Origin of the sequence: Bradyrhizobium manausense, assembly GCF_018131105.1 — a bacterium.
GTDB classification, from domain to species: domain Bacteria; phylum Pseudomonadota; class Alphaproteobacteria; order Rhizobiales; family Xanthobacteraceae; genus Bradyrhizobium; species Bradyrhizobium manausense_B.
This window is the reverse complement of record NZ_JAFCJI010000001.1, coordinates 2,160,314-2,183,223: the sequence shown is the minus strand read 5'-3', so window position 1 is coordinate 2,183,223 and position 22,910 is coordinate 2,160,314. Positions and strand designations below refer to the sequence as shown.

The following is a 22,910-nucleotide window of genomic DNA, read 5'->3' as shown; positions in this document are numbered from 1 at the left end:
AGAAAAATCATCTATTTCCGTAAATTTTCGGAGAAATAGGGCGCGTCCTGCCGCCTGAAGCAGCTTGCCTAAAATGTCCACCTGCCTTCTAATCATCAGGCTGTTCCCTAGAGGGGGATCTCATGAGGGACGGCAACCGGACGAAGGCCCAAAAAACAGGGCCGCAACCGGCGCTATAAAAAGAAACTCAAAGCGAGAAAAAAACAATGGCGGCAGACCGCGCACAAAACCTACAGGACACCTTCCTTAATCACGTTCGCAAAACCAAGACGCCACTGACGATCTTTCTGGTCAACGGAGTGAAGCTCCAGGGCATCGTGACCTGGTTCGATAATTTCTGTTTGCTGCTTCGGCGCGACGGTCACTCGCAGCTTGTCTACAAGCACGCGATCTCGACCATCATGCCGGGCGCTCCGATCCAGCTGTTCGAAGGCGGCGAGGATCAGCCGGCTTGAGAGTGATCTGATTGGAACCCCGGAATTTCGACGGGGATGCCGACCGTCCGCGGCCGGCAGGGGCTAAGCAGACGGGGCGGGTGCTTGTCATCGGTCCCTATTTGCGAGCGCGCGCGGGGAGTGCCGACGCGCAATCGGAAGGTCATGCCTCGGCAGTGTTGCGCGACGCCGAGGCCCGGATCGATGAAGCCGCGGGACTTGCGCGCGCCATCGATCTCGTCATTGCCGATGCGATCATCGCACCCATCAGCCAGATCCGGCCCGCGACCTATATCGGCAAGGGCAAGGTCGAGGAGATTGCCGCGCTCGCCAAGAGTCTCGACGTCGAGCTCGTGGTGATGGATTGCGCGCTGGCACCGATCCAGCAGCGCAATCTCGAGAAGGAATTGCATGCCAAGGTGCTCGATCGTACCGGGCTCATTCTCGAAATCTTCGGCCGCCGCGCCAAGACCAAGGAAGGCTCGCTCCAGGTCGAGCTTGCGCATCTCAACTACCAGCGCTCGCGCCTGGTGCGATCGTGGACCCATCTCGAGCGCCAGCGCGGCGGCTTCGGATTCATGGGAGGTCCCGGCGAGACGCAGATCGAGGCCGACCGCCGCCTGATCCAGGAGCGCATCTCCAAGCTGGAAGGCGAGTTGAAGAAGGTACAGGCGACGCGACGCCTGCATCGCGCCGGCCGGCAGCGCGTGCCGTATCGCGTGGTCGCGCTGGTCGGCTACACCAACGCCGGCAAGTCGACGCTGTTCAACCGCCTGACGCGGGCCGACGTGCAGGCCGCCGACATGCTGTTCGCGACGCTCGACCCGACCCTGCGCGCGCTGACCTTGCCGCATGGCGGCAAGGCGATGCTGTCTGATACCGTCGGCTTCATCTCCAATCTGCCGACGCAGCTCGTCGCTGCCTTCCGCGCCACGCTGGAGGAGGTGCTGGAGGCCGACGTCATCCTGCATGTGCGCGACATCTCGCACGAGGATGCCGAAGCCCAGCAGAGCGACGTCGACGCCGTGCTGCGCCAGCTCGGCATCAACCCCGATGACTCCGGCCGCATCATCGAGGTCTGGAACAAGATCGATCGTTACGAGCCTGACAAGCGCGAAGAGCTTTTGAATATCGCAGCGCGCCGGCCGGAAGATCACCCGGCGATGCTGGTCTCGGCCGTGTCAGGCGAGGGGATCGACGCACTGCTTGCTGCAATCGAGGAACGGCTCGCCGCCAAGCGCACCACGCTCGACCTTTCGATCGACGCCGCCGATGGCGCTGGCATTTCCTGGCTGCACCGCAATTCGGAGGTGCTGGCGAAGGAGCTGCACGACGGCCGCTTCGACATGACCGTGCGAGTGGACGAGACCAAGCGGGATATCGTGGTGAACAGGTTCGACGCCGTCCCGCGCATGACGGTCCCGTAGTCGTCCTGGCGAAAGCCGGGACAACCGCGGACGATGCAGCGCGCTTGAAGCAAATTATCAGGACAAGTCGAGGCTCAAGAACTGGTTGTGTGGGCTCGCCTCATAGTCGGCAAACGGCTCGCAAGATACGAAGCCGACGCTGCGATAGAGCGCAACGGCCGGAACATGCAGCGGCGCCGTCCCGGTCTCCAGGCTGAGACGCGCATATCCGCGCTTACGGCCTTCCGCAACGATGTGATTGAGAATGGCGCGCCCGGCGCCGGTCCGTCGCGCAGCGGGCGCGGCACGCATCGACTTCACTTCGCCATGCGTTGCATCCAGCTGCTTCAGTGCGCCGAAGCCAGTCAGCATGTCGTCGTGCCAGGCGGTCCAGAACGTCACCGACGGGGCGGACAAACCACTCGCATCGAGTGCTTGCGCGTGCTCCCCCATGACGCTGCGAAGCTCTTCGAGGTGATGCACCAACAAATCGGCGACATGGGGCGCCTTCGGGTCGTCCTGCCTGATGTCCACTGCGGGTCCTCGTGTCAGGTAGCCGTCTTCGCCGCGTTCCACAGTGCATCCATTTCGGCCAGCGACGCCTGCTCCAGCGTGCGTCCCTGCGCCTCCAGCGCCCGCTCGATATAGGCAAAGCGCCGCTCGAATTTTGCATTGGTTGCCCGCAGGGCGGCTTCCGGATCGGCATCGACATGGCGGGCGAGGTTGACGAGCGCGAACATGAGGTCGCCCGTCTCCTCCGCAATCTCCCGCTTGTCGTTGCGGTCGAGGGCGGCCTCGATCTCGTCGGCCTCCTCGCGAATTTTTTGCAGGACCGCGCGCGGGTCGTTCCAGTCGAAGCCGACGGTCGAGGCCTTGCGCTGCAGCTCCATCGCGCGCGTCAGCGCGGGCTGGCCTGCCTTGACGCCCGACAGCAGCGATTTGTGCGGCGGCGTCGCCTCCGGCGGCCGGCGCGCGGCGCGCTCGGCCTTCTCCTCGGCCTTGATGCGGTCCCAGACTTCCTTGACGTGGGAGGAGGCGAGGTTGCCGTCCTTGTCGGCAAAGACATGCGGGTGGCGCCGGATCATTTTTCGCGTGACGGCCTCGACGACGTCGCCGAAGGCAAAGGCGTTCTGCTCCGAGGCCATCTGGGCGTGGAATACCACCTGCAGCAGGAGGTCCCCGAGTTCTTCGCGCAGATCGTCGAGATCGCCGCGGTCGATGGCGTCGACCACCTCATAGGCTTCCTCGATCGTGTAGGGCGCGATCGTCGCAAAATTTTGCTCGAGATCCCAGGGGCAGCCAGTCACCGGCGTGCGCAGCGCCGCCATGATCTCGATCAGGCGGGAAATGTCGCGGGAAGGGGTCATTGCGGGGCAGTCTCCTGGGTCCAAAGCCTTATGCCAAAAGCGGACCGCCGTTCCCAGCGGTGCACGGCGGAACAGGCCGATTTCCACCGATTGGCTGATACGTTCCCCGGTGCTAAAGCGCTGGCCATGGGTGACGCATTTCCATCACAAACCGCGCTGGTGCTGTTCTCCGGCGGCCAGGATTCCACCACCTGTCTCGCCTGGGCGCTAAGCCGGTTTGCCCGCGTGGAAACGCTAGGCTTCGAATACGGCCAGCGACATGCCGTCGAGCTCGATTGTCGCGACCGGCTGTTCGACGGCATCAAGGGGCTTCGCGAAGGCTGGGCTGAAAAGCTTGGCGAGAGCCATACACTGTCGATCCCGACGCTCGCTGCGGTATCCGAGACCGCGCTGACGCGCGACGTCGCCATCGAGATGGGAGCCGATGGCCTGCCGAATACGTTCGTGCCCGGTCGAAACCTGGTGTTTTTGACGTTTGCCGCAGCGCTGGCCTACCGGCGCGGCATCACCCACATCGTCGGTGGGATGTGCGAGACCGACTATTCCGGCTATCCTGACTGCCGCAACGACACAATCCGCGCGATGCAGGCCGCGCTTTCACTCGGCATGGCTCGCAAATTCGAACTGCATACGCCGCTGATGTGGATCGACAAGGCCGCGACCTGGAAGCTCGCGCACGACCTCGGCGGCGATGCGCTGGTCGACCTCATCCGCGAGCAGTCGCACACCTGCTATCTCGGCGAGCGCGGCGCGCAGCATGACTGGGGTTACGGGTGCGGCGAGTGTCCGGCGTGCAGCCTGCGGGCGAAGGGGTGGCGGGCGTTTGTGGCGAGGCAGTAGGGCCTCCACCACCGCCGTCATTGCGAGGAGCGAAGCGACGAAGCAATCTGGACTGTCGCGGCGGAGGGATTCTGGATTGGTTCACTGCGCTCGCAATGACGGGTGAGGCGAGAGCGCCGGCCTACCTGAAATCCTCAGGCCGCAGCTCGATCGGCTTGCCGTGGGGCGTGCGATCGGCGGCATGGTCCCAAGCGTTGCGATAGCGATGCAGGGTGTCTATCGAGGCGACGCCCTTGCGCGCCACGAGTCCTTCGAGCGTGGCGAGCCAGTGCAAATAATAGGTCTCGCCCGTGTCGGGATCGCCGGCCGCCTGCGCGCGCTTGATTTCGTCGGCCAGGGCCGCAGCCCATTCGAGCCACGAGAATACGCCGCGGTCATGCAGCGTCAGCGCCATGGCGAAGGCATGTGCTTCCCAGGGCGCGCGGAACACCGGGCCGTCGTCGTCGCGGGGAATGCTCGGAATGGCCGCCGTCGCGGCGGCCGCCGCAGCGCTGCTCATCACGCCGGGTCCAGATAGGGCTCGAACGCGTCGATCGACACCTTTAGGGTCGGATCGCCGTCCGCGCCCCAGAGATCGCGGCCTTCGAACACCACCGTGTAGAGCCATTGCGGATTCTCGCCGAGCTCCATCGCGGCCGAATCCGGAAACACGTGGCAGCCGTGGTTGAGCTCGACCACGCCGACATGGCCGCGCACATAGCGCGGCAGTCGCGTGTGCGTCGTGGGATGAATGTTCCTGGCGCGAACGCGGTCACCGATGTTGAATTTGGCGGACGCCGGGGCAGGGCGAGCAAACTTGCCGCGCACCATCACGCGCTCGACATTGGCGAGGTCGAACTTGCCATGCTTGAGCGCCTTGCCGGGCTTCATCGCATGGCCGTCCGCGACTTCCTCGCGGGTGAGGTAGCCCTTCTCGATCAGCATTTCCTCGAGACCGAGGAACCACTTCTTGTAGTAGGAGCTGGAGAGGTAGACATGCGGCGGCAGCGTCTCGCGATAGAAGCGCGAGGTGTCGATATTGAAGGCGCCGGCTGCACCCATCGCGCGCACCATGGCGAGCACACGAGATTCCCACTCCTCATGAAACATCGGCTCGTTCGGTTCGGGATCGACCTTGCCGAACCCGTCCATGCCGCCCATGTCGTGGACACCGTTCACGACGGCGCTCCGGGTGTTTTGGGAAACCCCGTGCCGATCATGGAATCGCGGGTGACGAGCTCCGCCAGCTGCTCCTCGCTCCAGCCTTCCGTGCCTGTGGGTCGCATCGGCAGCACCAGGAAGCGCGTTTCGGCGGTGGAATCCCACACCCTGATCTCGATGTCTTTCGGCACGCTTACGTCGAAATCGGCGAGCACGCCGCGCGGGTCCTTCACCGCGCGCGAGCGGTAGGGCGCGGCCTTGTACCAGACCGGCGGCAGCCCCAGCATTTCCCAGGGGTAGCAGGAACACAGCGTACACACGACCATGTTGTGGCGCTCAGGCGTGTTCTCGACAACGACGAGATGGTCGCCGACACGGCTGACATGGCCGAGCGTGCCGATCGCCTTGCTGCCGTCTTCCAGCAACGCTTTCTTGAACGCCGGATCGGTCCAGGCCTTCGCGACGACGCGCGCGCCGTTATGCGGACCGATCCTGGTTTCATAGGCCTGGATGATGGCGTCGAGCGCCGCCGGCTCGACATAGCCCTTTTCCGTCAGAATCGTCTCGAGCGCGCGCACGCGCAGCTCGGTCTCGGACAATTCCGAATGATCGTGATCGTGGTGATGATGGTCGTGATCGTGGCTCATGGTGCGAAAGATTAAGCGCATGGTGCTGTCCTGTCGAGCATTCGTTGCAACGCAATCGGTCCATATTCGTGACGCCTGATGTGCGCTACGATCAGGTGAAAATCAGCTTGGGAGGCGCCCATGAAGGAATTCGTCAAGATCGAGAAAGGCCTCGGGCCCGAGGGACGGATCGCGGTGGTGCGGTTCGATCGTCATGACGGAATCAACGCATTGTCGCCGGAGGCGCTGCGCCAGCTCACGGCGGCGGCACGCAGCTTCGAGGATGACGCGGCGACGTCCGTCGTGGTGCTGACGGGCAGTTCGGGCGCGTTCAGCGCAGGGTTCGATCTGAAGGACGCCGAAGGGCGCTCGCGCAAAGAGATGGACCTCGGCGCGCTCAGGCGGCATCTCAAGCTCGGACCGCGCCTGACCCATGCCTGGCAGGAGATGGAGCAGATCACGATCGCGGCGATCGAAGGCTTTTGCGTCGGCGGCGGCGTGGCGCTCGCGGTCGCGCTCGACTTTCGCATCATGGGGAGCGATGCCCATCTCCGTGTGCCCGAGATCGGGCTCGGCATGAACATGAGCTGGCAGAGCATCCCGCGCATGCTGCATCTGATGGGACCGGCCCGCACCAAGCAGGCGGTGATCCTGGCCGACCAGCGCATCTCCGCCGACGAGGCCTATGAATGGGGCCTGGTCGAGCAGGTGGTCGACCCCGGCCATGCCCTTGATGCAGCGATGGAGCTGGCCCGCAAGGTGGCTGCGCAACCGCCGCTCTCGGTCGCGATGACCAAGCTGACCGTCAACCGGCTCGCCCATGCGCTGGATGATCTCGCCAGCCACATGGACGTCGACCAGTTCGCGCTCGCAAGCCTGAGCGAGGACCACAAGGAGGGTGTCGAGGCGTTCCTGGGCCGGCGCAAGCCGCGCTTCAGGGGGCTGTAGAGTCCTGCCCATTGATCGCGGTACGGACAATCCGTATACGCCGCGCGGGACAAAACGGCCCGGCAAACGGGCTATTCGCAGTCGATTGAGGGAGGGCGCATGTCCGCCAGTACGCAGGCATCTGGGGCGAAAGGCTTTCGCTGGAAACTGATCGCGCCGCTCGTGGTGTGGCTGGCGATCTATCTGTGGCCGGTGCCGGCGGGGCTCAACGTCAATCAGTGGCACTATTTTGCCGTGTTCGCGGCCGTCATCACCGGGCTGATCCTGGAATCGATGCCGGTCGGTGCGGTCGGCCTGATCGGACTCACGGTTGCCGGCGTCGGCGGTTACATCGATCCCGATCCCGGCAAATCGCTGCGCTGGATGCTGGCGGGCTTTGCCGAGAGCACGGTCTGGCTGATCGTCGGTGCCTTCGTGTTCTCGATCGGCTATCGCAAGAGCCAGCTCGGCCGGCGCATCGCACTGGTGCTGGTGCAGCGCCTCGGCACCAATACGCTCGGCCTTGGCTATGCGGTCGCGATGTCGGACTTCCTGCTCGCGCCGGCGACGCCGTCCAACACCGCGCGGAGCGGCGGTATCGTCTATCCCATCATCAGCAACATCCCGCGCATCTACGGCTCCGAGCCCGGACCGACCGCCGGCAAGATCGGCACCTATGTGATGTGGACGGCGTTCGCGGCGACCGCGATCACGAGCTCGCTGTTCTTTACCGCACTGGCGCCGAACGCGGCCGCGCTCGCGATCGCCAAGAAGACTGTGGGCGTCGATGTGAGCTGGGGCCAGTGGTTCATCGGCTTTGCGCCGCTCGGCCTTCTCCTGATGATCCTCGTGCCGCTGCTCGGCTACGTCATCTGCCGGCCGGAGGTGAAGCGCAGCCCCGAGATTTCCGAATGGGCCGCGAAAGAACTTGCCGAGATGGGACCGATGTCGCGCAACGAGTGGATCATGCTGGCGCTGATCGTGCTCGCGATGTTCCTGTGGATCGCGGGCTCGAGCCCGGACATCCATGTGCCGGTCCTGGGTACGAATTTCGTCAACGCCACGACCGTGGTCTTTATCGTGATCTCCTTGATGCTGGTCACCGGCGTGATCGAGTTTGCGGACATCGTCAGCGAGAAGAGCGCCTGGGAGGTGTTTTTCTACTTTACCTCGCTGCTGACCCTGGCCTCCGGCCTGAACGAGATCGGCTTCATCAAATGGTTTGCCAATGAGTTTGCCAAGCCGCTGGCTGGGCTCACGCCATCGACTGCAATGATCCTGCTGGTCGCGCTGTTCTTCTGGATTCACTATTTCTTTTCGAGCATCACCTCGCACGCGGCAGCCGTGCTGCCGGTGGTGCTCGCGGTCGGCTCCGGCATTCCCGATCTGCCCGTGGCAACGCTGGCGATGCTCTGCATGTATTCGCTCGGCCTGATGGGCGTGATCTCGCCTTACGCAACGGGGCCGGCGCCGATGTATTACGGCAGCGGCTATATCGGGAAGGGCCAGTTCTGGGGCTTGGGCCTGATCTTCGGGGTGCTTTATTTCGCCGGCCTCCTGCTGATCGTGCTGCCCTGGCTTTCAATGGCCCGGTGAGCCCGGCCGCAGGCTGATACCTCTGCAGACGATTTTTCTTTCGCGGCAAGGGATTGGGAAAACTTCACCCAATCCTCTGCAAATATCTGAAATTGCAAGAAAGACCGGAAAAGCCGATGGTGCGCTGCAGTGCAGTGTCGCCATTGGGCCTCCTGTCTGTGTTCCATCCTTCGTCGCCTGAATAGCGGCCTGGTCTCGTGCGCCTTCCGGGCGGGCGGGCTAAGTATCGTGCATGAAAGCCGTTTCGATGAATGCGCACCCGTCACGTGTGATCGGAGAGCCGATCGAGATCCAGGACGCTCCGGCTGGGCCGGACGCCATGGTCCGGTTCGAAAGCCTGTCGAAGACCTATCCGGCCTATCGCGGCAAGCCCGGCATCAACGCGCTGGAAGGTATCGACTTCGCGATCGCGCGTGGCTCCATCACCGGTGTGATCGGCCGCTCCGGTGCCGGCAAGTCGAGCCTGGTGCGGCTGATCAACGGGCTGGAGAAGCCGAGCACGGGCCGCGTCGTGGTGGACAACAGGGACATCTCCGCGCTCACAGGCCGAGACCTGCGACTGGCGCAGCGCTCGATCGGCATGATCTTCCAGCATTTCAACCTGCTGTCCTCGCGCACGGCCGCCGACAACGTCGCGCTGCCGCTGGAGATCGCCGGCTGGTCGAAGGCCGACATTCGCGCGCGCGTGACCGAACTGCTTGCGTTGGTCGGTATCGCCGACAAGCACGACCGTTATCCCTCTGAACTCTCCGGCGGCCAGAAGCAGCGCATCGGCATTGCCCGCGCGCTGGCGACGCGGCCAAGCGTGCTGCTGTCTGACGAGGCGACCTCCGCGCTCGATCCGCAGACGACCCGCGCGATCCTCGATCTGCTTGCGAACATCAACCGCGAGCTGGGGGTGACCATCGTGCTGATCACGCATGAAATGTCGGTGGTGCGTCAGCTCGCCAAGCAGGTCGTCGTGCTCGATGCCGGACACGTCGTCGAGAGCGGCCATGTCGCCGATATCTTCACCCATCCCAAACATCCGATCACGCAGTCCTTCCTGGCCGAAGTGACCGGCGACAGCCTGCCGGTGTCGCTGGCAAGCCGGATCGTACAGGAGCCGGGCAGCCACGCCGTGATCCGCGTCCAGGTGCGCGGGGCAGGGGCCGGCGATACGCTGATCGCGCGGCTCGCCCGCGAGCTCGGCCTCGACATCTCGCTGCTCTCGGCGCGTATCGACGAGATCGGCGGCCAGCATGTCGGCTCGCTCGTGCTCGGCATTCCCGGCGGCGAGAGCGCGGCAACGCGCACGTTGGCCTGGCTCTCTCAATCTCAATTCCCGGCGGAGCGTCTTGGCTATGTCGCCTGAACTCATCAATTTGATCATCCAGGCCACCGGCGAAACCCTGTTCATGGTTGGGGTCGCGGCATTGCTCGGCACCGTCTTCGGCCTGCCGCTCGGCGTGTTCCTGGCAACGAGTCGCAAGGGCGAGCTGTTCGCGGCGCCGGCCGTCAATGCCGTGCTCGGCATGGTCGTCAATGCGACGCGCTCCACGCCTTTCATCATTCTCGTCGTCGCCATCATCCCGTTCACGCGGCTCATCGCCGGGACCTCGATCGGATCGACGGCGGCGATCGTGCCGTTGACCATTGCATCGGCGCCATTCATCGCACGCCTGGTCGAGGCCGCGATCCGCGAGGTCGATGGCGGCCTGATCGAGACCGCGTCCTCGTTCGGTGCATCGCCGCTCCAGATCGTGTTCAAGGTGCTGATCCCCGAGGCGCTGCCCGGCCTGCTGCTGGCGCTCACGCTCGCAGTCGTCAGCCTGCTCGGCTACTCCGCCATGGTCGGCGCGGTTGGCGGCGGCGGGCTCGGCGATCTCGGCATCCGCTACGGCTACCAGCGCTTCATGCCGGAGATGATGCTGGCGGTCGTCGTCGTGCTGATCGCGCTGGTGCAACTCGTGCAGAGTGCGGGCGATTATCTGGCGCGCAGGGTGAACCGCCGGCTGCGACACCGCTGACCCGGTCAGGCCGCCAGTCTGGCGCGCCGCAGCGTCTCCGAGGGCAGCTCGGAGAAGTGGCGCTTGTAATCGAGCGAGAACTGGCTGAAGTGCCAGAAGCCATGTTGCACGGCGATGTCGTAGACTGACGTCTCGACGCTGCGTTTGAGATCCCGCCGCACGCGGTTGAGCCGCATTGCGCGCCAATAATGCATCGGGCTCGTGCCCAACACCTCCTGGAAGCAATAGCCGAGCTTGCGCGGACTGGCGCCGACCGCCTTGCAGACCTCCAGCAACGAAAGTGAGCGGTCGCCGCTGCCATGCATCAGCGCGCGAGCGCGGTCGACGGTGCGCTTGCGTGTCACGGCGCTGCGACCGAGATCGGCAGAGCGCGCGGTTGGAAGCATGTCCATGATCTCGACGAGGAGGGCGTCTTCCAGCGCCTGCCGCGCCGTCGGATCGTCAAACTGTTCGGGCGCGGTTGCGATAGCGTCATGGATCGCCGCGAGATGCGCGCGCAGCCGAGCGACCGGCGCTTCGGCCATCTCGATCACCCGCAGCTGATGCCAAGCGGTGCGCGGCAGGTCGATTTCAAGCCGAGTGGCCAATTCCGCGATCAACGCCGCACTGGCGACGACGCCACGCAGTTCGAACGCCTTCGGCGTGCACATGTCGACCTCGGCATCGATGCAGGCGATGACCTGCGTGCCCGCGACGCTGGCACCGTTGCAACTGACCTCGCCATCGCCATGCCAGGGCAGGCCGATGCCAAAGCTGTCGATGCCGAGTTGGCCGTATTGGCGGACCTGCTGGCCGGTGATCTCGCGGAACACGTCGACGCGGGGCAGGGACAGCTGGGTAAAACTGCCGGTGAATGCGCCCGCGCTGATCTGGTCGTAGCTCAGCCGCCAGCGGCCGAGCGCGGCGCAATGTTCATCCACATCCGTGCTGCTCGCCTGAAACAGGTTTGCAGGCGAGTCTTGAATCGGAAGAGTTGCGCTTAAGGCCATGACAGCACGTTGAAATTCGAAAGCCGAGAAGCCAGCAGGAACCACGCCAGACTGGCACGGCTACGGGCGCTGTCCAGCAAAATATTGCGGGATTTCGATAACGCTCCGTGCTGCCAGCGTGCAGTCTTCCTCAATGCCATTCCCGGCATAGGAGCCGGGCTTGCGGAGGGATCGAGATGAGACCGACCGAGATCATGCGCGGCAGCCCGCCCGCACCCGAGGCCCAGGTGACCCGCGCCAACTGGCGCAGTTTTCCAGCCATACGCTGGGGTTTCACCCACGCGCGTGAAGTGCTGCCGACCGCGGAGATCCGCCGCTCGGCACGACCGACACCGATGCCAAGCGCCCCGCGCGAGCTGGCAAAGCTCGGTTTTACCGCGCCCGACGGCAAGGCTACCACGATCGAGGCAACGCTGCGCGAGACCTTTGCCGATGCGCTTTTGGTGATGCATCGGGGCACGCTGGTCCACGAATGGTATGGCGACGGCATGAACGTGACCAGGCCGCACCTGATCTGCTCGATCAGCAAGGCGATCGCCGGCACGCTCGGCGGCGTGCTGGTCGCGCGCGGGCTGGTCGATCCCGAGGCGAGGGTGGTGCGCTATGTGCCCGAGCTCGAGACCTCGGTCTACGGCGGCTGCACGGTCCGCAACCTCCTCGACATGGCCGTCGCCATTCAATTCGAGGAGGACTATGAGGACCCCGCCGGCGACGTCGCGCGTTACCGCTACTCCTCAGGCTGGGACGTGCCGCCTGATGGCGTCGAGCCCGGCCATCAGCGGGCCTATCTCGCCACGCTGCGCGGCACGGGCAAGCCGCACGGCAAGGTGTTTCACTACGTCTCGACCAACACCGAGGTGCTCGGCTGGGTCTATGAGCGCGCCTGCGGCATGCCCTACCACCGTGTCCTCTCGGAATATCTCTGGCAGCCCTTGGGCGCCGAGGAGGACGGCTCGCTGACGCTGGACAGCCACGGCATGGGCCGCCTCGCCGGCGGTATCTCCGTCACCGCGCGGGATTTGCTGCGTTTCGGCGAGATGATGCGCAATCGCGGCGTGGTGGAGGGGCGGCAGGTCGTACCGGGCTGGTGGATCGACGATATCAGAGAGAACGGCGATCCCAAGGCCTGGGCCGACGGCGACCTCGCCGAATTCTTCCCGGGGGCGCGCTATCGCAGCAAATGGTTCACGATCGATCCGTCGCGCGACGCGCTGACCGGGATCGGCATCCACGGCCAGCACCTTTATGTCGATCTCGATTCGGACACCGTCATCGTCAAGCTCGCGACCCAGCCCAAGGCGATGGACATCCCGATCGACCAACGCTGGTTCGCGGCCTTCCGCGCCATCACGACTCATCTCGCTCCGCGCTGACGTCTGGATATCCCATGCTCGATACCGTCAAAGCCAAATCGGAGGCGCGGACCGCGGCGCCTCATCCGCTTGATCCGCTGACTGCCGAGGAGATCACCGCCGCCTGCACGCTGGTGCGCGCAGCCGCGGCCTCGCCCGAAAATTGCCGCTTCCCGACAGTGCGGCTGGAAGAGCCGACCAAGCAGGAATTGGCGGCCGGCGGAACACAACGCCGCGCCTTCGCGCTGACGCTCGACGTGGTGACGGGCGAGGCGATCGAGCACATCGTCGATCTCGCCCGCAATGAGATCGTCGCCCGAAAAATCATTCCGAACCGCGAGGCGCCCTATGGACAGCCTTCGGTGATGCTGGAGGAGTTCTTCAAGTGCGAGGCCGTGGTGAAGGCCGATCCCGGCTGGCGCGCGGCGATGGTCCGGCGCGGCCTGACGGACAAGGACATCGAGCTGGTCCAGGTCGACCCGTTCTCGTCGGGCTTCCTCGATTTCGAGTATGAGCGCGGCGCACGCATCGTCCGCGCCGTCAGTTTCTTCCGCGAGCATCTCCAGGACAACGGTTATGCCCATCCGATCGAGGGCGTGGTCGCGGTCGTCGACCTCATTGGCGGCAAGGTCATCGACCTCACCGACGAGGATCCCATCGTGCCGATCCCGCGCAAGAAGCGGAATTACGGCGCCCACGAAGTCACCAATCCGCGCACCGACATCAAGCCGCTGCATATCGAACAGCCGGAGGGCGCAAGCTTCAAGGTCGATGGCTGGAAGGTCGACTGGCAGAAATGGAGTTTTCGCGTCGGCTTCACGCCGCGCGAAGGGCTGGTGTTGCATCAGCTCGCCTACCAGGACGGGACGCGCAAGCGTTCGCTGATCCACCGCGCCAGCGTCACCGAGATGGTCGTTCCTTACGCCGACCCGACTGCGAACCATTTCTGGAAGTCGGCGTTCGACGCCGGCGAATACGGGCTCGGGATGCTGGCCAACGCGCTCGAACTCGGCTGCGACTGCCTCGGCAACATCAGATATTTCGACGTCCCGGCCGCCGACAACAAGGGCGAGCCGTTCGTCATGCAGAACGCCATCTGCATGCATGAGGAAGATTACGGAATTGCCTGGAAGCATTACGAATTCCGCAACGGCCTGTTCGAGGTGCGGCGCTCGCGGCGGCTCGTGATCTCCTTCTTCGCCACTGTCGGCAATTACGATTACGGCTTCTACTGGTACCTCTACCAGGACGGCACGATCCAGCTCGAAACAAAATTGACCGGCATCATCCAGACCGCTGCCGTACAGCCTGGCGAAAAGTACAAATGGGGTGGCATGGTCGACGACGGCCTCGGCGGCCCGACGCACCAGCACTTCTTCAACGTGCGCATGCACATGGATCTCGACGGCGGCGGCAACACTGTCAGCGAACACGATTTCGTGCCGCGGCCCTGGGGACGCGACAATCCGCACGGCAACGTGTTCGACACCACCACGCGTGTGCTCTCACGCGAGCGCGATGCCGCGGCTGTTGCCAATGGCGAGACCGGCCGGTTCTGGAAGATCAGCAACCCGAACGAGACCAATTCGGTCGGCAACGCGCCTGCCTACAAGCTCGTGGTCAATCCGAGCCCGCTGATGCTGGCGCAGGAGGGCAGCTATGTGCGCAAGCGCGGCGGCTTTGCGACCAGGCATGTCTGGGTCACGGCCTTCGACGCGGCGGAAAAGTACGCCAGCGGCGATTATCCCAATAACCACGCCGGCGGCGATGGCCTGCCACGCTATGCCGCGCAGAACCGTAACATCGAGAATACCGACATCGTGCTGTGGCACTCGTTCGGCCACACCCATATCTGCAAGCCCGAGGATTTTCCGATCATGCCGGTTGAATATGCCGGCTTCACGCTGAAGCCGACCGGCTTCTTCGCGGCCAATGCCGCCGGCGACATCCCGCCGGACCGCAACAGCCGCAGCGTGCTCGCAGGCAACGCGAAGGACGCTGGAGGGGAGTGCTGCCACAAGGTCTAGCGGAGCAGGGCCTCTGCGGACTCGTGCGCGGGCGGCTCGGCCGGCGGCAAGGCGCGGAGCAAACACCCCGTCGGGAATGAACCTTCCAGCCTGGCAGCGCCACCAAGACTGGAGATCGACCCCAGCCTTCCGGTTAATCGCAATGAGATCGCTCGCCTTGCTCTGCCTGCTCGCCTTCGCCACGGCCGCCCACGCAGCCGCGCCAGAGCAGCACTATCTCGACCTGCGTGACCGCTACATCGCCAAGTTCTCGAAGGCCAAGGAGAACGACGAGACGTACAAGCAGCACGATGCGGCGCTCAGCGAGCTGACCGGGGTGCTGCGCGGTTTGGTCGGGCCGATCGCAATCAAAGGGCTGCCGGGCGAGGGCCAATCGAACGTCGACACGCTGTTTAGGGGAGACAGCGGCTTCGGCCATCTCGACGGGCTCGGCTTTGCCACGGAAGGCGACAAGCAGCAGGCCGTGGTGACCACGACCGCGCTGCTGAAGCATTGGCTGCGCGAACACGTCAAGGACGGCATGCCGCAAGCGATCGATGCGGCGTTCCGATCGGATCGCTTCTACTATCAGGCGATCCAGGACTCAGCCTTTGCCAAATATGCCGAATTGCCGATCACCAAGCCCGCATCAATGAGTGCCGCCGTTGCCGTGCTTGGTGTCCGTGGCAATGGCGACTTGAAGGGGCCGCCGCACGAGATCGACGTGGCCGCGATCCAGGGCGACAAGGTCTATTTCCTTGCCGCAAGCGAGGCCGTGAAGACGGCCGAGATCCCGGCCTGTGAAAAAGTCTGGAAGCAGATGATGGCCAAAAAGGTCCCGGAGGATTCCATGGCCAAGGAGGACCTGGCGATGGACGCCTATACAAAATGCTTCGCCAGGGAGGCGCCGAACCAGAGCTGGTTCGCGGGGGCTGTGAAGAAGGCGCAGAGCCAGCTGGAGCAACTGCCACTGCGCTAGCCGAAGCGGTGTTCCTGAAGGCCCTGCGCAACGCCGTTGATAGCCAGGAGATGACCGGCCTGAGGCTCTTGATCGAGCTGCTGTTGATCCAGAAATTTCCTCGCCGTCGTCACAAACAGCGTCTTGAGATCGCTGCCGCCGAAGCAGAGGCAGGTCGGATTGGTCACCGGCAACGGAATGACCGTGTCGATCGTCCCGTCCGGCCGGTAGCGCGCCACCCGAGCGCCCGAGAAGAACGCCGTCCATAATCCGCCGTCGACGTCGACGCAGGCGCCGTCGGGTCGTTCTCCCGAGGAGCTGTAATCTGCAAACAGCCGCCTGTTGCGGATCACGCCGTCATCGAGGTCGAAGTCGAACGCCCAGGTGCGGTGACGCCGCGTGTCCGTGAAATAGAGCGTGCGATTGTCCGGCGAGAACGCAATCCCGTTGGTCACGATGACGTCGTCGAAGATGCGCACCACCTGACCGTCCCCAGTCACGCGATAGAGCGAGCCGTTCGGACGATGCAGCTGGTTGTCCATGGTGCCGATCCATAGCCGGCCACGGGCATCCACCCGGCCGTCGTTGAGGCGATTGTCGAACCCGCTCTCGACTTCGATGACGGCCTGGCGACGGTGGAGCGTCAGGTCGTGCGCGAGCAGATGGGAGCCGTCCGCCGTCAGGGCCTGGCTGCCGAGGAATTGGCAATCGCAGGAGGTGACCCGATGGGTGCCGGTCGCAGGGTCGAAGGATTGATGCAGCCTGCCGTCGATGTCGACCCACCAGAGCTTGCGGGAGTTATCGCACCACAGCGGCGTCTCGCCCAGAATATCCTTGCTGGCGACGGCGGTCTCGACCTTGTGTGCGGAGATCGGGTTCACGGTCATTCCGGAATCCTGTTCCAACCGCGCGCGCCGTCGCCAAAGGCCTGATAACCGTCCGGGGTCACCGCGATGGTATCTTCGAGCTTGATGAAGCCGCGAAGCGGGTGCGGCAACGTGGTTTCAATCGAGATGACCATGCCTGCTTCCAGCGGCACGTTGGCGTCGTCCGCAGGGTAGGGAATGGGGCCGTTCGCCGTCAGGCGCGGTGCCTCGTGGCTGACGATGCCCATGCCGTGGGCGACGAAATGCATCTGCTTGCCATGAGGGGAGCGGGCCAACGCTTCATTTGCCGCAGCGTAGATCGCGCTGCCGGTGAGACCTGCGCGGATCGGCGCCCGGGCTGCCTGCTGGATCAGGTCGATCTCATCGAGCAGATCAACAAGCTCGCCGTCCGGCATCCCCTGCACGGCCATCCGGCAGAGATCGCCGATATAGCCCTTGTAGTTTCCCCCTGAATCCACCGAGACGATATCGCCTTGTTCCAGGCACTGGTCGGAAGGCGCCCGGTTGAGACTCGTTCCCATCGTCACCAGCGCATATTCGAAGATCATGCCGCGCGACAGTTCGGCCTGGCGCAGATGCTCGATGATCTCGCGTTTGGTTTGTCCGGGGCGACTGCGGCCCATCGCGTCCTTCATCGACGCGACCACGCGCTCGGACGCCTCGCGGAGGATGTCCAGTTCGGCCGCGGTCTTGATTGACCGCAGTTTCTCCAGCGGCCGCATCGCCTCGATGAGCCGGCAACCGGGAAGCTCCCTGCGCAGCACGTCCGCTGCGTCCACCGGCAGGAACGACAACTCGGCGCCGATACGTAGCGCAGGCGTCGCGACGGACTTGACGTGCTCGAGCGCGAGTGTCATCGCCTCGACCGAGGTTGATGACCCGAACACGACCGGCGGCATCCAATGTCCGGCGCTGGTTCTGTTCTGGACGCTGTCGCGCTCGTTGCGGTTGGCGATATAGGCGGACTTGGCGAGATCGCCCTTCACATAGACGAAAATGGGCAGATACCGGCTGATGCCGATCGCTTCCATGTAATCGAACTGGAAATGATAGTACCCGCCGAGAAGATGCTGGATGTTGTGCTTCGAGGTCACGAGCAGGATGTCGATGCCTGAAGCATCGAGCAGGCCGTCAAGCCTGGCCGTAGAGAATGGGATCTGCATTGATCGTTCTTTTGCGTCGACGATTTGAACTTGCTGACACGAGAAAGTGGTCAGGCGTCTTTCCAGGAGGACAGCGCATGCGCGACGCAGCCATTGATGTGGTCGCTCAGGACGGCCCGGGCGTTCTTGATGTCCCGCTTCAGCGCGCAATCCAGCAGCGCCTTGTGCTGGTTGATGGTCTCCGTGCCGCGATAGCGCAGCGCATAGCGGAAATATTTATCGAACACGATCGCGTGCGTGTGCATCAGCTCGCGTGAGCCGCAGCTTGAAATCAGCGCCTGGTGGAATTCGCCGTCATAGCGCTTGCGCAGCTCGGGATCATCGCCTTCCTTGAGGACGGTGCGTTCGGTCGCCGCCAGCTTGTGGTGGGCAGAGACCACGCGGCCTTCCCATTCGACATCGCCGGCGCGGAACGACTCGGCCATCGCGTGATGCTCCAGCAGAATGCGCAGATCGGCGAGCTCGCGCAGGTTCTGGATCGAGATCGGCGCCACCTCGAAGCCGCGCTGGCCCTCGGCAACGACAAAGCCCTCTGACGTCAAACGATTGAGGATCTCACGCAGCGTCGAGATGCTGACGCCATAGTCCTCCTTCATGGCATCGAGCCTGAGACGTCCCGAGGGCGTCAGCACACCGAAAATGATGTCGGAGCGGATGCGCTGATAGCCGCTGTCGCCCGCCGACATCGGCCGTTCCTCAAGTACCGTCATGCCCTTTGATCCCGCTTGTCCTTGGCGCAAGCCGCCGCACGGGCGGCCGAACCATCAATATTGCCCGGCACGATAGAAAATTCAAGAAATCTGACATCTATATAAATCTCATATGAAACTAATAATCTCGTTTGACTCTCAAATAGGGGTATGATGTGTAAATAAACAGAGGGTATGGGAAATGAGCGCTTAAGCCGCCGTTCGCGCCCTCAGGAACAGGGAGGAAACGATGAGCTTGTGGGTACGGGCGCTGTCTGCGACGGCGATCTGCATGGCGCTGACGGTCAGCGCGTCCGCCGCCGATGACATTCAGGAGCGGACGATCAGGTGGGGGCACCTGAACAACACCGATCATCCCGTCAGCCTTGGCGTGCAGAAGTTTGCCGAGATCCTGCTGGCAAAGAGCGGGGGCAAGATGAAGGTCCGCGAATTCGCGGCCTCACAACTCGGCAACGAGTTGCAACAGCAATCGGCGCTGCGCGGCGGTACCCAGGAGATGCTGTCGGCCTCGACGACTTCGCTCGCAACAGTCATTCCGGAGTTCGGCCTTGTCGACTTCCCGTTCCTGTTCAACACGACCGAGCAGGCCGACGCGCTCGCGACCGGCAAATTCGGCAAGGCGATGCTCGATACGTTGCCGTCGAAGGGGCTGATCGGTCTTGGCTACTGGGGATTGGGCTTCCGCAACGTCACCAACAGCACCCGGCCGATCACCAGGCTCGAGGATTTCAGCGGGCTCAAGCTCCGCGTGATTCCGAACCCGGTCTATCTCGAGACTTTCGGGGCATTCAAAGCCAATCCGGTCCCGATGGCGTTCGGCGAGCTCTATTCGGCGCTGGAAACCCGCACCGTCGACGGCGAGGAGAATCCCTACACGGTCATTCTCTCGAACAAGTTCTACGAAGTGCAGAAATACGTCTCGGCCACCAATCACACCTTCACGCTGAACATCATCCTGGTGAGCAAGGCTTTCTGGGACAAGCTGTCGCCGACCGAGCAGCGCCTGATGCACGAAGCCTATGAGGAAAGCCGCGGCTATCAGAAGGAGCAGACGCGCCTTCAGACCGAAAAGGCGCTCGCGGAATTGCAGGCCAAGGGCATGCAGTACAACGCGATCCCGCCTGAGGAGACCGAGCGCATGCGCAAGACGTCGCAGCCGGTCGCGGACAAGATTGCAGCCAACCTTCGCCCCGAGACGGTGAAGCTCTTCAACGACGAAGTCGAGCGCATCCGCAAGGACGTGAAGTAGGCGACCTCTCCATCACGCAGGCGGCGTGAGTCGGCCCATGGCCGGCTCACGCTCCTCATTGCCCGGACGTCACGCATGGCGCGAGCTCTCGACCTCTATTGCACCTTTCTGAAGGCCATCATTGCCGCCTGTCTCGCGGTCATGGTGGTGCTGGTCTTCGGCAACGTCGTGCTGCGATACGGCTTCAACTCCGGAATCACGATTTCCGAGGAACTGTCGCGCTGGCTTCTGGTGTGGCTGACCTTCCTCGGCGCCATCGTCGCGTTGCGCGAGCATGCGCATCTTGGCGTCGATAGTCTGGTCCGGATGTTGCCGGCCTCCGGCAAGCGCATCTGCTTCGTCATCAACTATTGCCTGATGCTGTTCGGCGACTGGCTGCTGCTCTCCGGCAGCTGGCGTCAGACCATCATCAACATCGATGATCGCGCTCCAGCGACGGGCCTTTCGATGGGCATCTTCTACGCGGTCGGCGTGATCTTCGGCGTTTCGGCCGCGATTATCCTTCTCTACGACCTTTACCGCGTGATCAGCGGGCAGGCGAGCGAGGAGGACATGGTGGCCGTCAGGGAATCGGAGGAGCAATGACATGACGATCGCCGTCTTCACGTTCTCGCTGCTCGGCGCCATGGCGCTGGGCATGCCGATTGCGTTTGCGCTTCTCATCTGCGGCGTCGCCCTGATGAGCACGATCGACATGTTCGACGCCCAGATCGTGGCGCAGAACGTCATTAACGGCGCCGACAGCTTTCCGCTCATGGCCATTCCGTTCTTCATGCTCGCCGGCGAGGTCATGAACAAGGGGGGCTTGGCCAAGCGGATCGTCAATGTCGCGCTCGTTGCGGTCGGCCATTTCCGCGGGGGCCTGGGCTACGTCACCATCATGGCGGCCTGCATCCTGTCATCCCTGTCAGGATCCGCAGCCGCGGACGCGGCCGCGCTCGCCGCGCTGCTGGTGCCGATGATGGTGGCCGCCGGCCACAAGAAGACCTACGCGGCCGGTCTCGTCGCCGCGGGCGGCGTCATCGGCCCCGTCATTCCGCCCAGCATCGGCTTCGTCATCTTCGGCGTGGCCGCCAACGTGTCGATCTCAAAGCTGTTTCTGGCCGGAATCGTGCCCGGCCTGCTGCTTGGATTGGGCCTCTGCGGCGCCTGGTACTGGGTCGTGCGCAAGGAGAATTTGTCGCCGCCGCCGCGGGCCTCGCTACGTGAGATCGCGCACGCCGTCATCGACGGGTTCTGGGCGCTGATGCTGCCCGGCATCATCATCGTGGGCTTGCGCTTCGGCATCTTCACGCCGACCGAGGCGGGCGTCGTTGTCGCCGTCTATTCGCTGTTCGTCGCGACCTGCATCTATCGCGAGCTGAAATGGTCGGAGGTTTACGCGGTAATGGTGTCGTCGGCTGTGACGACGAGCGTCGTCATGTTCCTCGTCGCCGCCGCGCTGGTGTCGTCCTGGCTGATCACGGTGTCCGAAATCTCCGCCCAGGTCGTGGATCTCCTGAAGCCGTTCATGGGGAACAATACCATCCTGATGCTCGCGATCATGGTCGTGGTGGTGATCGTGGGCACCGCGCTCGACATGACGCCGACCATCCTGATCCTGACGCCGATCCTGATGCCAATCGTCAAGGCGGCCCATATCGACCCCGTTTATTTCGGCGTACTCTTCATCATCAACAACTCCATCGGCCTGATCACGCCGCCGGTCGGCATCGTGCTCAATGTCGTCTGTGGCGTCTCCAGGATCAGCATGGAGGACATCATCAAGGGCGTCTGGCCCTTCATGATTGCGCAACTCATCGTCCTGTTCGCGATGGTATTGTTTCCGGGACTGGTGACGATCCCGGCAAAATGGTTCGGCGGCTAAGTGGCGCCGGACACAACGCAACGGAGCAGGGCAATGGCCGCGAAAATCATGATCCTCAACGGGCCAAACCTCAATTTTCTGGGCATAAGGGAGCCGCACATTTACGGCCGGACGACGCTGACGGAGATCGAGGCGAGCTGTCAGGCGCTGGCCGCCCAGCTCGGCGTCTCGATTTCGTTCCATCAGTCCAACATGGAGGGCGAACTCGTCAGCCTGATCCAGTCCGCCCATGGCAAGGCGGATGCGATCATCATCAACCCGGCCGCCTATTCCTTCACGTCGATCGCGCTGATCGATGCGCTGAAGATCTTCGACGGCGTGAAGATCGAGTTGCATATCTCGAACATTCACGCGCGCGACGAGCTGCATCGCCACTCGATCACATCGAGCGCCTGCACGGCCGTCATTTGCGGCCTCGGCCCGTACGGGTATCTCGCCGCGATGCTGGCGGCCGTTCAGCGGCTTGGACAATTGCCCGAGACGGTCCCGCCGGCTCTTCACGGGCTTGCGGCGGCAGGCAAGGCCTAATCAGGGAGAGCGGGATGCGCGGATCGGGATTTCTCGCCATCTGGAGCGACGTGGCGGCGCAGGATCTGACCGATTACCGGCACTGGCTGACGCGCGAGCACACCACCGAACGCGTCACGACCCCCGGGTTTTTGGCATCGCGCGTGTTCTGCGCGACGCGTGACGACGTCAATCGCTTCTTCATCCTGTACGAGCTGGAAGCACCCGCGGTCCTCGATGGCCAAGCCTATCTGGCGCGCCTCAACGCGCCGACGCCATGGTCACAGCGCATCATGCCAAGGCTCGGCAATTTCATCCGGGGCGGCGGCACCATGGTCACGCGGGCAGGGCGCGGCGAGGGGGCCACGATCATGGCCCTGCGGGTGGAGACCCTGCCCGAGCGTCCCGAAGAACTGGCCGAGGCGCTCGTGGCCCGCGACGGCATCGCCGCCGTGCAGATCGGAGCAACCGACGAGGCCCGGACATCGGTGCCGACGACGGAAAAAGGCATGCGCAAGGATGAGGGTTTCTTCTCGGGCCTTCTGCTGATCGAGGCGCTGGACCGAGCCGCATTGCGGACCGCCTTGGAGCAAGCCCGCACGATCGCGCCTGACGTCCTCGGCCGTGCGAGCGCGCCTGAAATCTATCAAAGCATGTTCGCACTCGACGCCCGCATCGCGGATTTCGGCTGACGCCTTTGCCTCAATCGGCTTGGCCGAAACCGTCCCGGCGACTGTTTTGTTCTCGAGTGATTCCGGTACGGCGTGGAGTGCTCCAGGCCGCACTGATCCGATGAGGGGCAGCAAGCGGATATGAGCCGGGAGCGGGGTTGTATGTAGGACTCGGTCCAGCCTGGCTTGTCCGCACGCCCATATCC

24 protein-coding genes are annotated in these 22,910 nt (G+C 63.7%); 15 read left to right on the top strand and 9 right to left on the bottom strand.

The window, feature by feature from the left end; genetic code table 11:
• The first annotated feature begins 206 nt into the window (after nt 1-206).
• Both hfq and hflX read left to right on the top strand, forming a co-directional pair.
• Nucleotides 207-455, top strand: coding sequence for an RNA chaperone Hfq (gene hfq / locus JQ631_RS10265; protein ID WP_007591126.1), 249 nt, complete (start codon nt 207-209; stop codon nt 453-455).
• An 11-nt stretch (nt 456-466) separates the two neighbouring features.
• On the top strand, nt 467-1,861 hold the full coding sequence (gene hflX, locus JQ631_RS10260; RefSeq protein WP_212325921.1) for a GTPase HflX: 1,395 nt from the start codon (nt 467-469) through the stop codon (nt 1,859-1,861).
• 57 nt (nt 1,862-1,918) lie between these two features.
• On the opposite strand, the gene JQ631_RS10255 is transcribed toward hflX, so the two are convergent.
• Both JQ631_RS10255 and mazG read right to left on the bottom strand, forming a co-directional pair.
• Complete coding sequence (locus JQ631_RS10255) at nt 1,919-2,374, bottom strand: GNAT family N-acetyltransferase (RefSeq protein WP_212325920.1); 456 nt, start codon at nt 2,372-2,374, stop codon at nt 1,919-1,921.
• Between the two features lie 14 nt (nt 2,375-2,388).
• Nucleotides 2,389-3,207 (bottom strand): nucleoside triphosphate pyrophosphohydrolase, encoded by an 819-nt coding sequence (mazG, locus tag JQ631_RS10250; protein ID WP_212325919.1) that lies wholly within the window; start codon nt 3,205-3,207, stop codon nt 2,389-2,391.
• Between the two features lie 126 nt (nt 3,208-3,333).
• Here mazG and queC point away from each other — a divergent pair, with 126 nt between their 5' ends.
• Complete coding sequence (queC, locus tag JQ631_RS10245) at nt 3,334-4,047, top strand: 7-cyano-7-deazaguanine synthase QueC (protein ID WP_212325917.1); 714 nt, start codon at nt 3,334-3,336, stop codon at nt 4,045-4,047.
• Between the two features lie 121 nt (nt 4,048-4,168).
• Here queC and JQ631_RS10240 read toward each other — a convergent pair whose 3' ends face one another.
• Genes JQ631_RS10240 through nthA form a run of 3 tightly spaced genes read right to left on the bottom strand, consistent with a single transcriptional unit; the run spans nt 4,169 to nt 5,834 of the window.
• Entirely contained in the window at nt 4,169-4,546 is a 378-nt protein-coding gene (locus tag JQ631_RS10240; RefSeq protein WP_212325916.1) for a nitrile hydratase accessory protein, read from the bottom strand.
• Entirely contained in the window at nt 4,546-5,205 is a 660-nt protein-coding gene (gene nthB / locus JQ631_RS10235; protein WP_212325915.1) for a nitrile hydratase subunit beta, read from the bottom strand. Before nthB ends, JQ631_RS10240 begins: the two co-directional genes overlap by 1 nt.
• Nucleotides 5,202-5,834 carry a nitrile hydratase subunit alpha gene (nthA, locus tag JQ631_RS10230; RefSeq protein WP_212328560.1) on the bottom strand — a complete coding sequence of 211 codons (633 nt, stop codon included), beginning with the start codon at nt 5,832-5,834 and terminating at the stop codon, nt 5,202-5,204. The genes nthB and nthA overlap by 4 nt, the downstream gene beginning before the upstream one ends.
• Before the next feature lie 120 nt (nt 5,835-5,954).
• Between nthA and JQ631_RS10225 the strand changes: the two genes are divergently transcribed.
• From JQ631_RS10225 to JQ631_RS10210, 4 genes are all read left to right on the top strand, one after another.
• A complete protein-coding gene (locus JQ631_RS10225; RefSeq protein ID WP_212325914.1) occupies nt 5,955-6,761 on the top strand; it encodes an enoyl-CoA hydratase/isomerase family protein in 807 nt (268 codons plus the stop codon).
• Between the two features lie 99 nt (nt 6,762-6,860).
• Nucleotides 6,861-8,336 carry a DASS family sodium-coupled anion symporter gene (locus JQ631_RS10220; RefSeq protein WP_212325913.1) on the top strand — a complete coding sequence of 492 codons (1,476 nt, stop codon included), beginning with the start codon at nt 6,861-6,863 and terminating at the stop codon, nt 8,334-8,336.
• A 232-nt stretch (nt 8,337-8,568) separates the two neighbouring features.
• Nucleotides 8,569-9,690: a methionine ABC transporter ATP-binding protein gene (locus tag JQ631_RS10215; protein WP_212325912.1), complete on the top strand. Its 1,122-nt coding sequence runs from the start codon at nt 8,569-8,571 to the stop codon at nt 9,688-9,690.
• Nucleotides 9,680-10,345 carry a methionine ABC transporter permease gene (locus JQ631_RS10210; RefSeq protein WP_212325911.1) on the top strand — a complete coding sequence of 222 codons (666 nt, stop codon included), beginning with the start codon at nt 9,680-9,682 and terminating at the stop codon, nt 10,343-10,345. The genes JQ631_RS10215 and JQ631_RS10210 overlap by 11 nt, the downstream gene beginning before the upstream one ends.
• Nucleotides 10,346-10,350: 5 nt before the next feature.
• Here the strand turns inward: JQ631_RS10210 and JQ631_RS10205 are convergent, their stop codons facing one another.
• On the bottom strand, nt 10,351-11,334 hold the full coding sequence (locus JQ631_RS10205) for a helix-turn-helix domain-containing protein (protein ID WP_212325910.1): 984 nt from the start codon (nt 11,332-11,334) through the stop codon (nt 10,351-10,353).
• Nucleotides 11,335-11,510: 176 nt separating this feature from the next.
• Between JQ631_RS10205 and JQ631_RS10200 the strand changes: the two genes are divergently transcribed.
• The 3 genes from JQ631_RS10200 (at nt 11,511) to JQ631_RS10190 (ending at nt 15,671) form a co-directional block, all read left to right on the top strand.
• A complete protein-coding gene (locus JQ631_RS10200; protein ID WP_212325908.1) occupies nt 11,511-12,707 on the top strand; it encodes a serine hydrolase domain-containing protein in 1,197 nt (398 codons plus the stop codon).
• A 14-nt stretch (nt 12,708-12,721) separates the two neighbouring features.
• Entirely contained in the window at nt 12,722-14,713 is a 1,992-nt protein-coding gene (locus JQ631_RS10195; RefSeq protein WP_212325906.1) for a primary-amine oxidase, read from the top strand.
• 142 nt (nt 14,714-14,855) lie between these two features.
• The gene (locus JQ631_RS10190; protein WP_212325904.1) at nt 14,856-15,671 is read left to right on the top strand and encodes a hypothetical protein; all 816 of its coding nucleotides are present in this window, start codon (nt 14,856-14,858) and stop codon (nt 15,669-15,671) included.
• On the opposite strand, the gene JQ631_RS10185 is transcribed toward JQ631_RS10190, so the two are convergent.
• Genes JQ631_RS10185 through JQ631_RS10175 form a run of 3 tightly spaced genes read right to left on the bottom strand, consistent with a single transcriptional unit; the run spans nt 15,668 to nt 18,410 of the window.
• Entirely contained in the window at nt 15,668-16,537 is an 870-nt protein-coding gene (locus tag JQ631_RS10185; RefSeq protein ID WP_212325903.1) for an SMP-30/gluconolactonase/LRE family protein, read from the bottom strand. The two genes, JQ631_RS10190 and JQ631_RS10185, sit on opposite strands and share 4 nt — an antisense overlap.
• Nucleotides 16,534-17,700 (bottom strand): M24 family metallopeptidase, encoded by a 1,167-nt coding sequence (locus JQ631_RS10180; RefSeq protein WP_212328559.1) that lies wholly within the window; start codon nt 17,698-17,700, stop codon nt 16,534-16,536. The genes JQ631_RS10185 and JQ631_RS10180 overlap by 4 nt, the downstream gene beginning before the upstream one ends.
• Nucleotides 17,701-17,750: 50 nt before the next feature.
• On the bottom strand, nt 17,751-18,410 hold the full coding sequence (locus tag JQ631_RS10175) for a GntR family transcriptional regulator (protein ID WP_212325902.1): 660 nt from the start codon (nt 18,408-18,410) through the stop codon (nt 17,751-17,753).
• A gap of 229 nt (nt 18,411-18,639) precedes the next feature.
• Between JQ631_RS10175 and JQ631_RS10170 the strand changes: the two genes are divergently transcribed.
• The 5 genes from JQ631_RS10170 to JQ631_RS10150 all read left to right on the top strand — a co-directional run bounded on the left by JQ631_RS10170 (nt 18,640) and on the right by JQ631_RS10150 (nt 22,725).
• Nucleotides 18,640-19,659 carry a TRAP transporter substrate-binding protein gene (locus JQ631_RS10170; protein WP_212325901.1) on the top strand — a complete coding sequence of 340 codons (1,020 nt, stop codon included), beginning with the start codon at nt 18,640-18,642 and terminating at the stop codon, nt 19,657-19,659.
• A gap of 75 nt (nt 19,660-19,734) precedes the next feature.
• On the top strand, nt 19,735-20,244 hold the full coding sequence (locus tag JQ631_RS10165) for a TRAP transporter small permease (RefSeq protein ID WP_212325900.1): 510 nt from the start codon (nt 19,735-19,737) through the stop codon (nt 20,242-20,244).
• A gap of 1 nt (nt 20,245) precedes the next feature.
• Nucleotides 20,246-21,526, top strand: a complete 1,281-nt coding sequence (locus tag JQ631_RS10160; protein WP_212325899.1) for a TRAP transporter large permease — start codon at nt 20,246-20,248, stop codon at nt 21,524-21,526.
• Between the two features lie 33 nt (nt 21,527-21,559).
• The gene (locus tag JQ631_RS10155; protein WP_212325897.1) at nt 21,560-22,054 is read left to right on the top strand and encodes a type II 3-dehydroquinate dehydratase; all 495 of its coding nucleotides are present in this window, start codon (nt 21,560-21,562) and stop codon (nt 22,052-22,054) included.
• Between the two features lie 14 nt (nt 22,055-22,068).
• Nucleotides 22,069-22,725, top strand: a complete 657-nt coding sequence (locus JQ631_RS10150) for a hypothetical protein (RefSeq protein ID WP_212325895.1) — start codon at nt 22,069-22,071, stop codon at nt 22,723-22,725.
• The last annotated feature ends 185 nt before the right edge of the window (nt 22,726-22,910 follow it).

Excerpts from the sequence above, each read along its gene's own strand:
- hfq (WP_007591126.1), top strand. The coding sequence starts at position 207 with ATGGCGGCAGACCGCGCACAAAACCTACAGGACACCTTCCTTAATCAC.
- mazG (WP_212325919.1), bottom strand. The coding sequence starts at position 3,207 with ATGACCCCTTCCCGCGACATTTCCCGCCTGATCGAGATCATGGCGGCG.
- queC (WP_212325917.1), top strand. The coding sequence starts at position 3,334 with ATGGGTGACGCATTTCCATCACAAACCGCGCTGGTGCTGTTCTCCGGC.
- JQ631_RS10240 (WP_212325916.1), bottom strand. The coding sequence starts at position 4,546 with ATGAGCAGCGCTGCGGCGGCCGCCGCGACGGCGGCCATTCCGAGCATT.
- nthA (WP_212328560.1), bottom strand. The coding sequence starts at position 5,834 with ATGAGCCACGATCACGACCATCATCACCACGATCACGATCATTCGGAA.
- JQ631_RS10225 (WP_212325914.1), top strand. The coding sequence starts at position 5,955 with ATGAAGGAATTCGTCAAGATCGAGAAAGGCCTCGGGCCCGAGGGACGG.
- JQ631_RS10220 (WP_212325913.1), top strand. The coding sequence starts at position 6,861 with ATGTCCGCCAGTACGCAGGCATCTGGGGCGAAAGGCTTTCGCTGGAAA.
- JQ631_RS10215 (WP_212325912.1), top strand. The coding sequence starts at position 8,569 with ATGAAAGCCGTTTCGATGAATGCGCACCCGTCACGTGTGATCGGAGAG.
- JQ631_RS10210 (WP_212325911.1), top strand. The coding sequence starts at position 9,680 with ATGTCGCCTGAACTCATCAATTTGATCATCCAGGCCACCGGCGAAACC.
- JQ631_RS10205 (WP_212325910.1), bottom strand. The coding sequence starts at position 11,334 with ATGGCCTTAAGCGCAACTCTTCCGATTCAAGACTCGCCTGCAAACCTG.
- JQ631_RS10200 (WP_212325908.1), top strand. The coding sequence starts at position 11,511 with ATGAGACCGACCGAGATCATGCGCGGCAGCCCGCCCGCACCCGAGGCC.
- JQ631_RS10195 (WP_212325906.1), top strand. The coding sequence starts at position 12,722 with ATGCTCGATACCGTCAAAGCCAAATCGGAGGCGCGGACCGCGGCGCCT.
- JQ631_RS10190 (WP_212325904.1), top strand. The coding sequence starts at position 14,856 with ATGAGATCGCTCGCCTTGCTCTGCCTGCTCGCCTTCGCCACGGCCGCC.
- JQ631_RS10185 (WP_212325903.1), bottom strand. The coding sequence starts at position 16,537 with ATGACCGTGAACCCGATCTCCGCACACAAGGTCGAGACCGCCGTCGCC.
- JQ631_RS10180 (WP_212328559.1), bottom strand. The coding sequence starts at position 17,700 with ATGCAGATCCCATTCTCTACGGCCAGGCTTGACGGCCTGCTCGATGCT.
- JQ631_RS10175 (WP_212325902.1), bottom strand. The coding sequence starts at position 18,410 with ATGACGGTACTTGAGGAACGGCCGATGTCGGCGGGCGACAGCGGCTAT.
- JQ631_RS10170 (WP_212325901.1), top strand. The coding sequence starts at position 18,640 with ATGAGCTTGTGGGTACGGGCGCTGTCTGCGACGGCGATCTGCATGGCG.
- JQ631_RS10165 (WP_212325900.1), top strand. The coding sequence starts at position 19,735 with ATGGCGCGAGCTCTCGACCTCTATTGCACCTTTCTGAAGGCCATCATT.
- JQ631_RS10160 (WP_212325899.1), top strand. The coding sequence starts at position 20,246 with ATGACGATCGCCGTCTTCACGTTCTCGCTGCTCGGCGCCATGGCGCTG.
- JQ631_RS10155 (WP_212325897.1), top strand. The coding sequence starts at position 21,560 with ATGGCCGCGAAAATCATGATCCTCAACGGGCCAAACCTCAATTTTCTG.
- JQ631_RS10150 (WP_212325895.1), top strand. The coding sequence starts at position 22,069 with ATGCGCGGATCGGGATTTCTCGCCATCTGGAGCGACGTGGCGGCGCAG.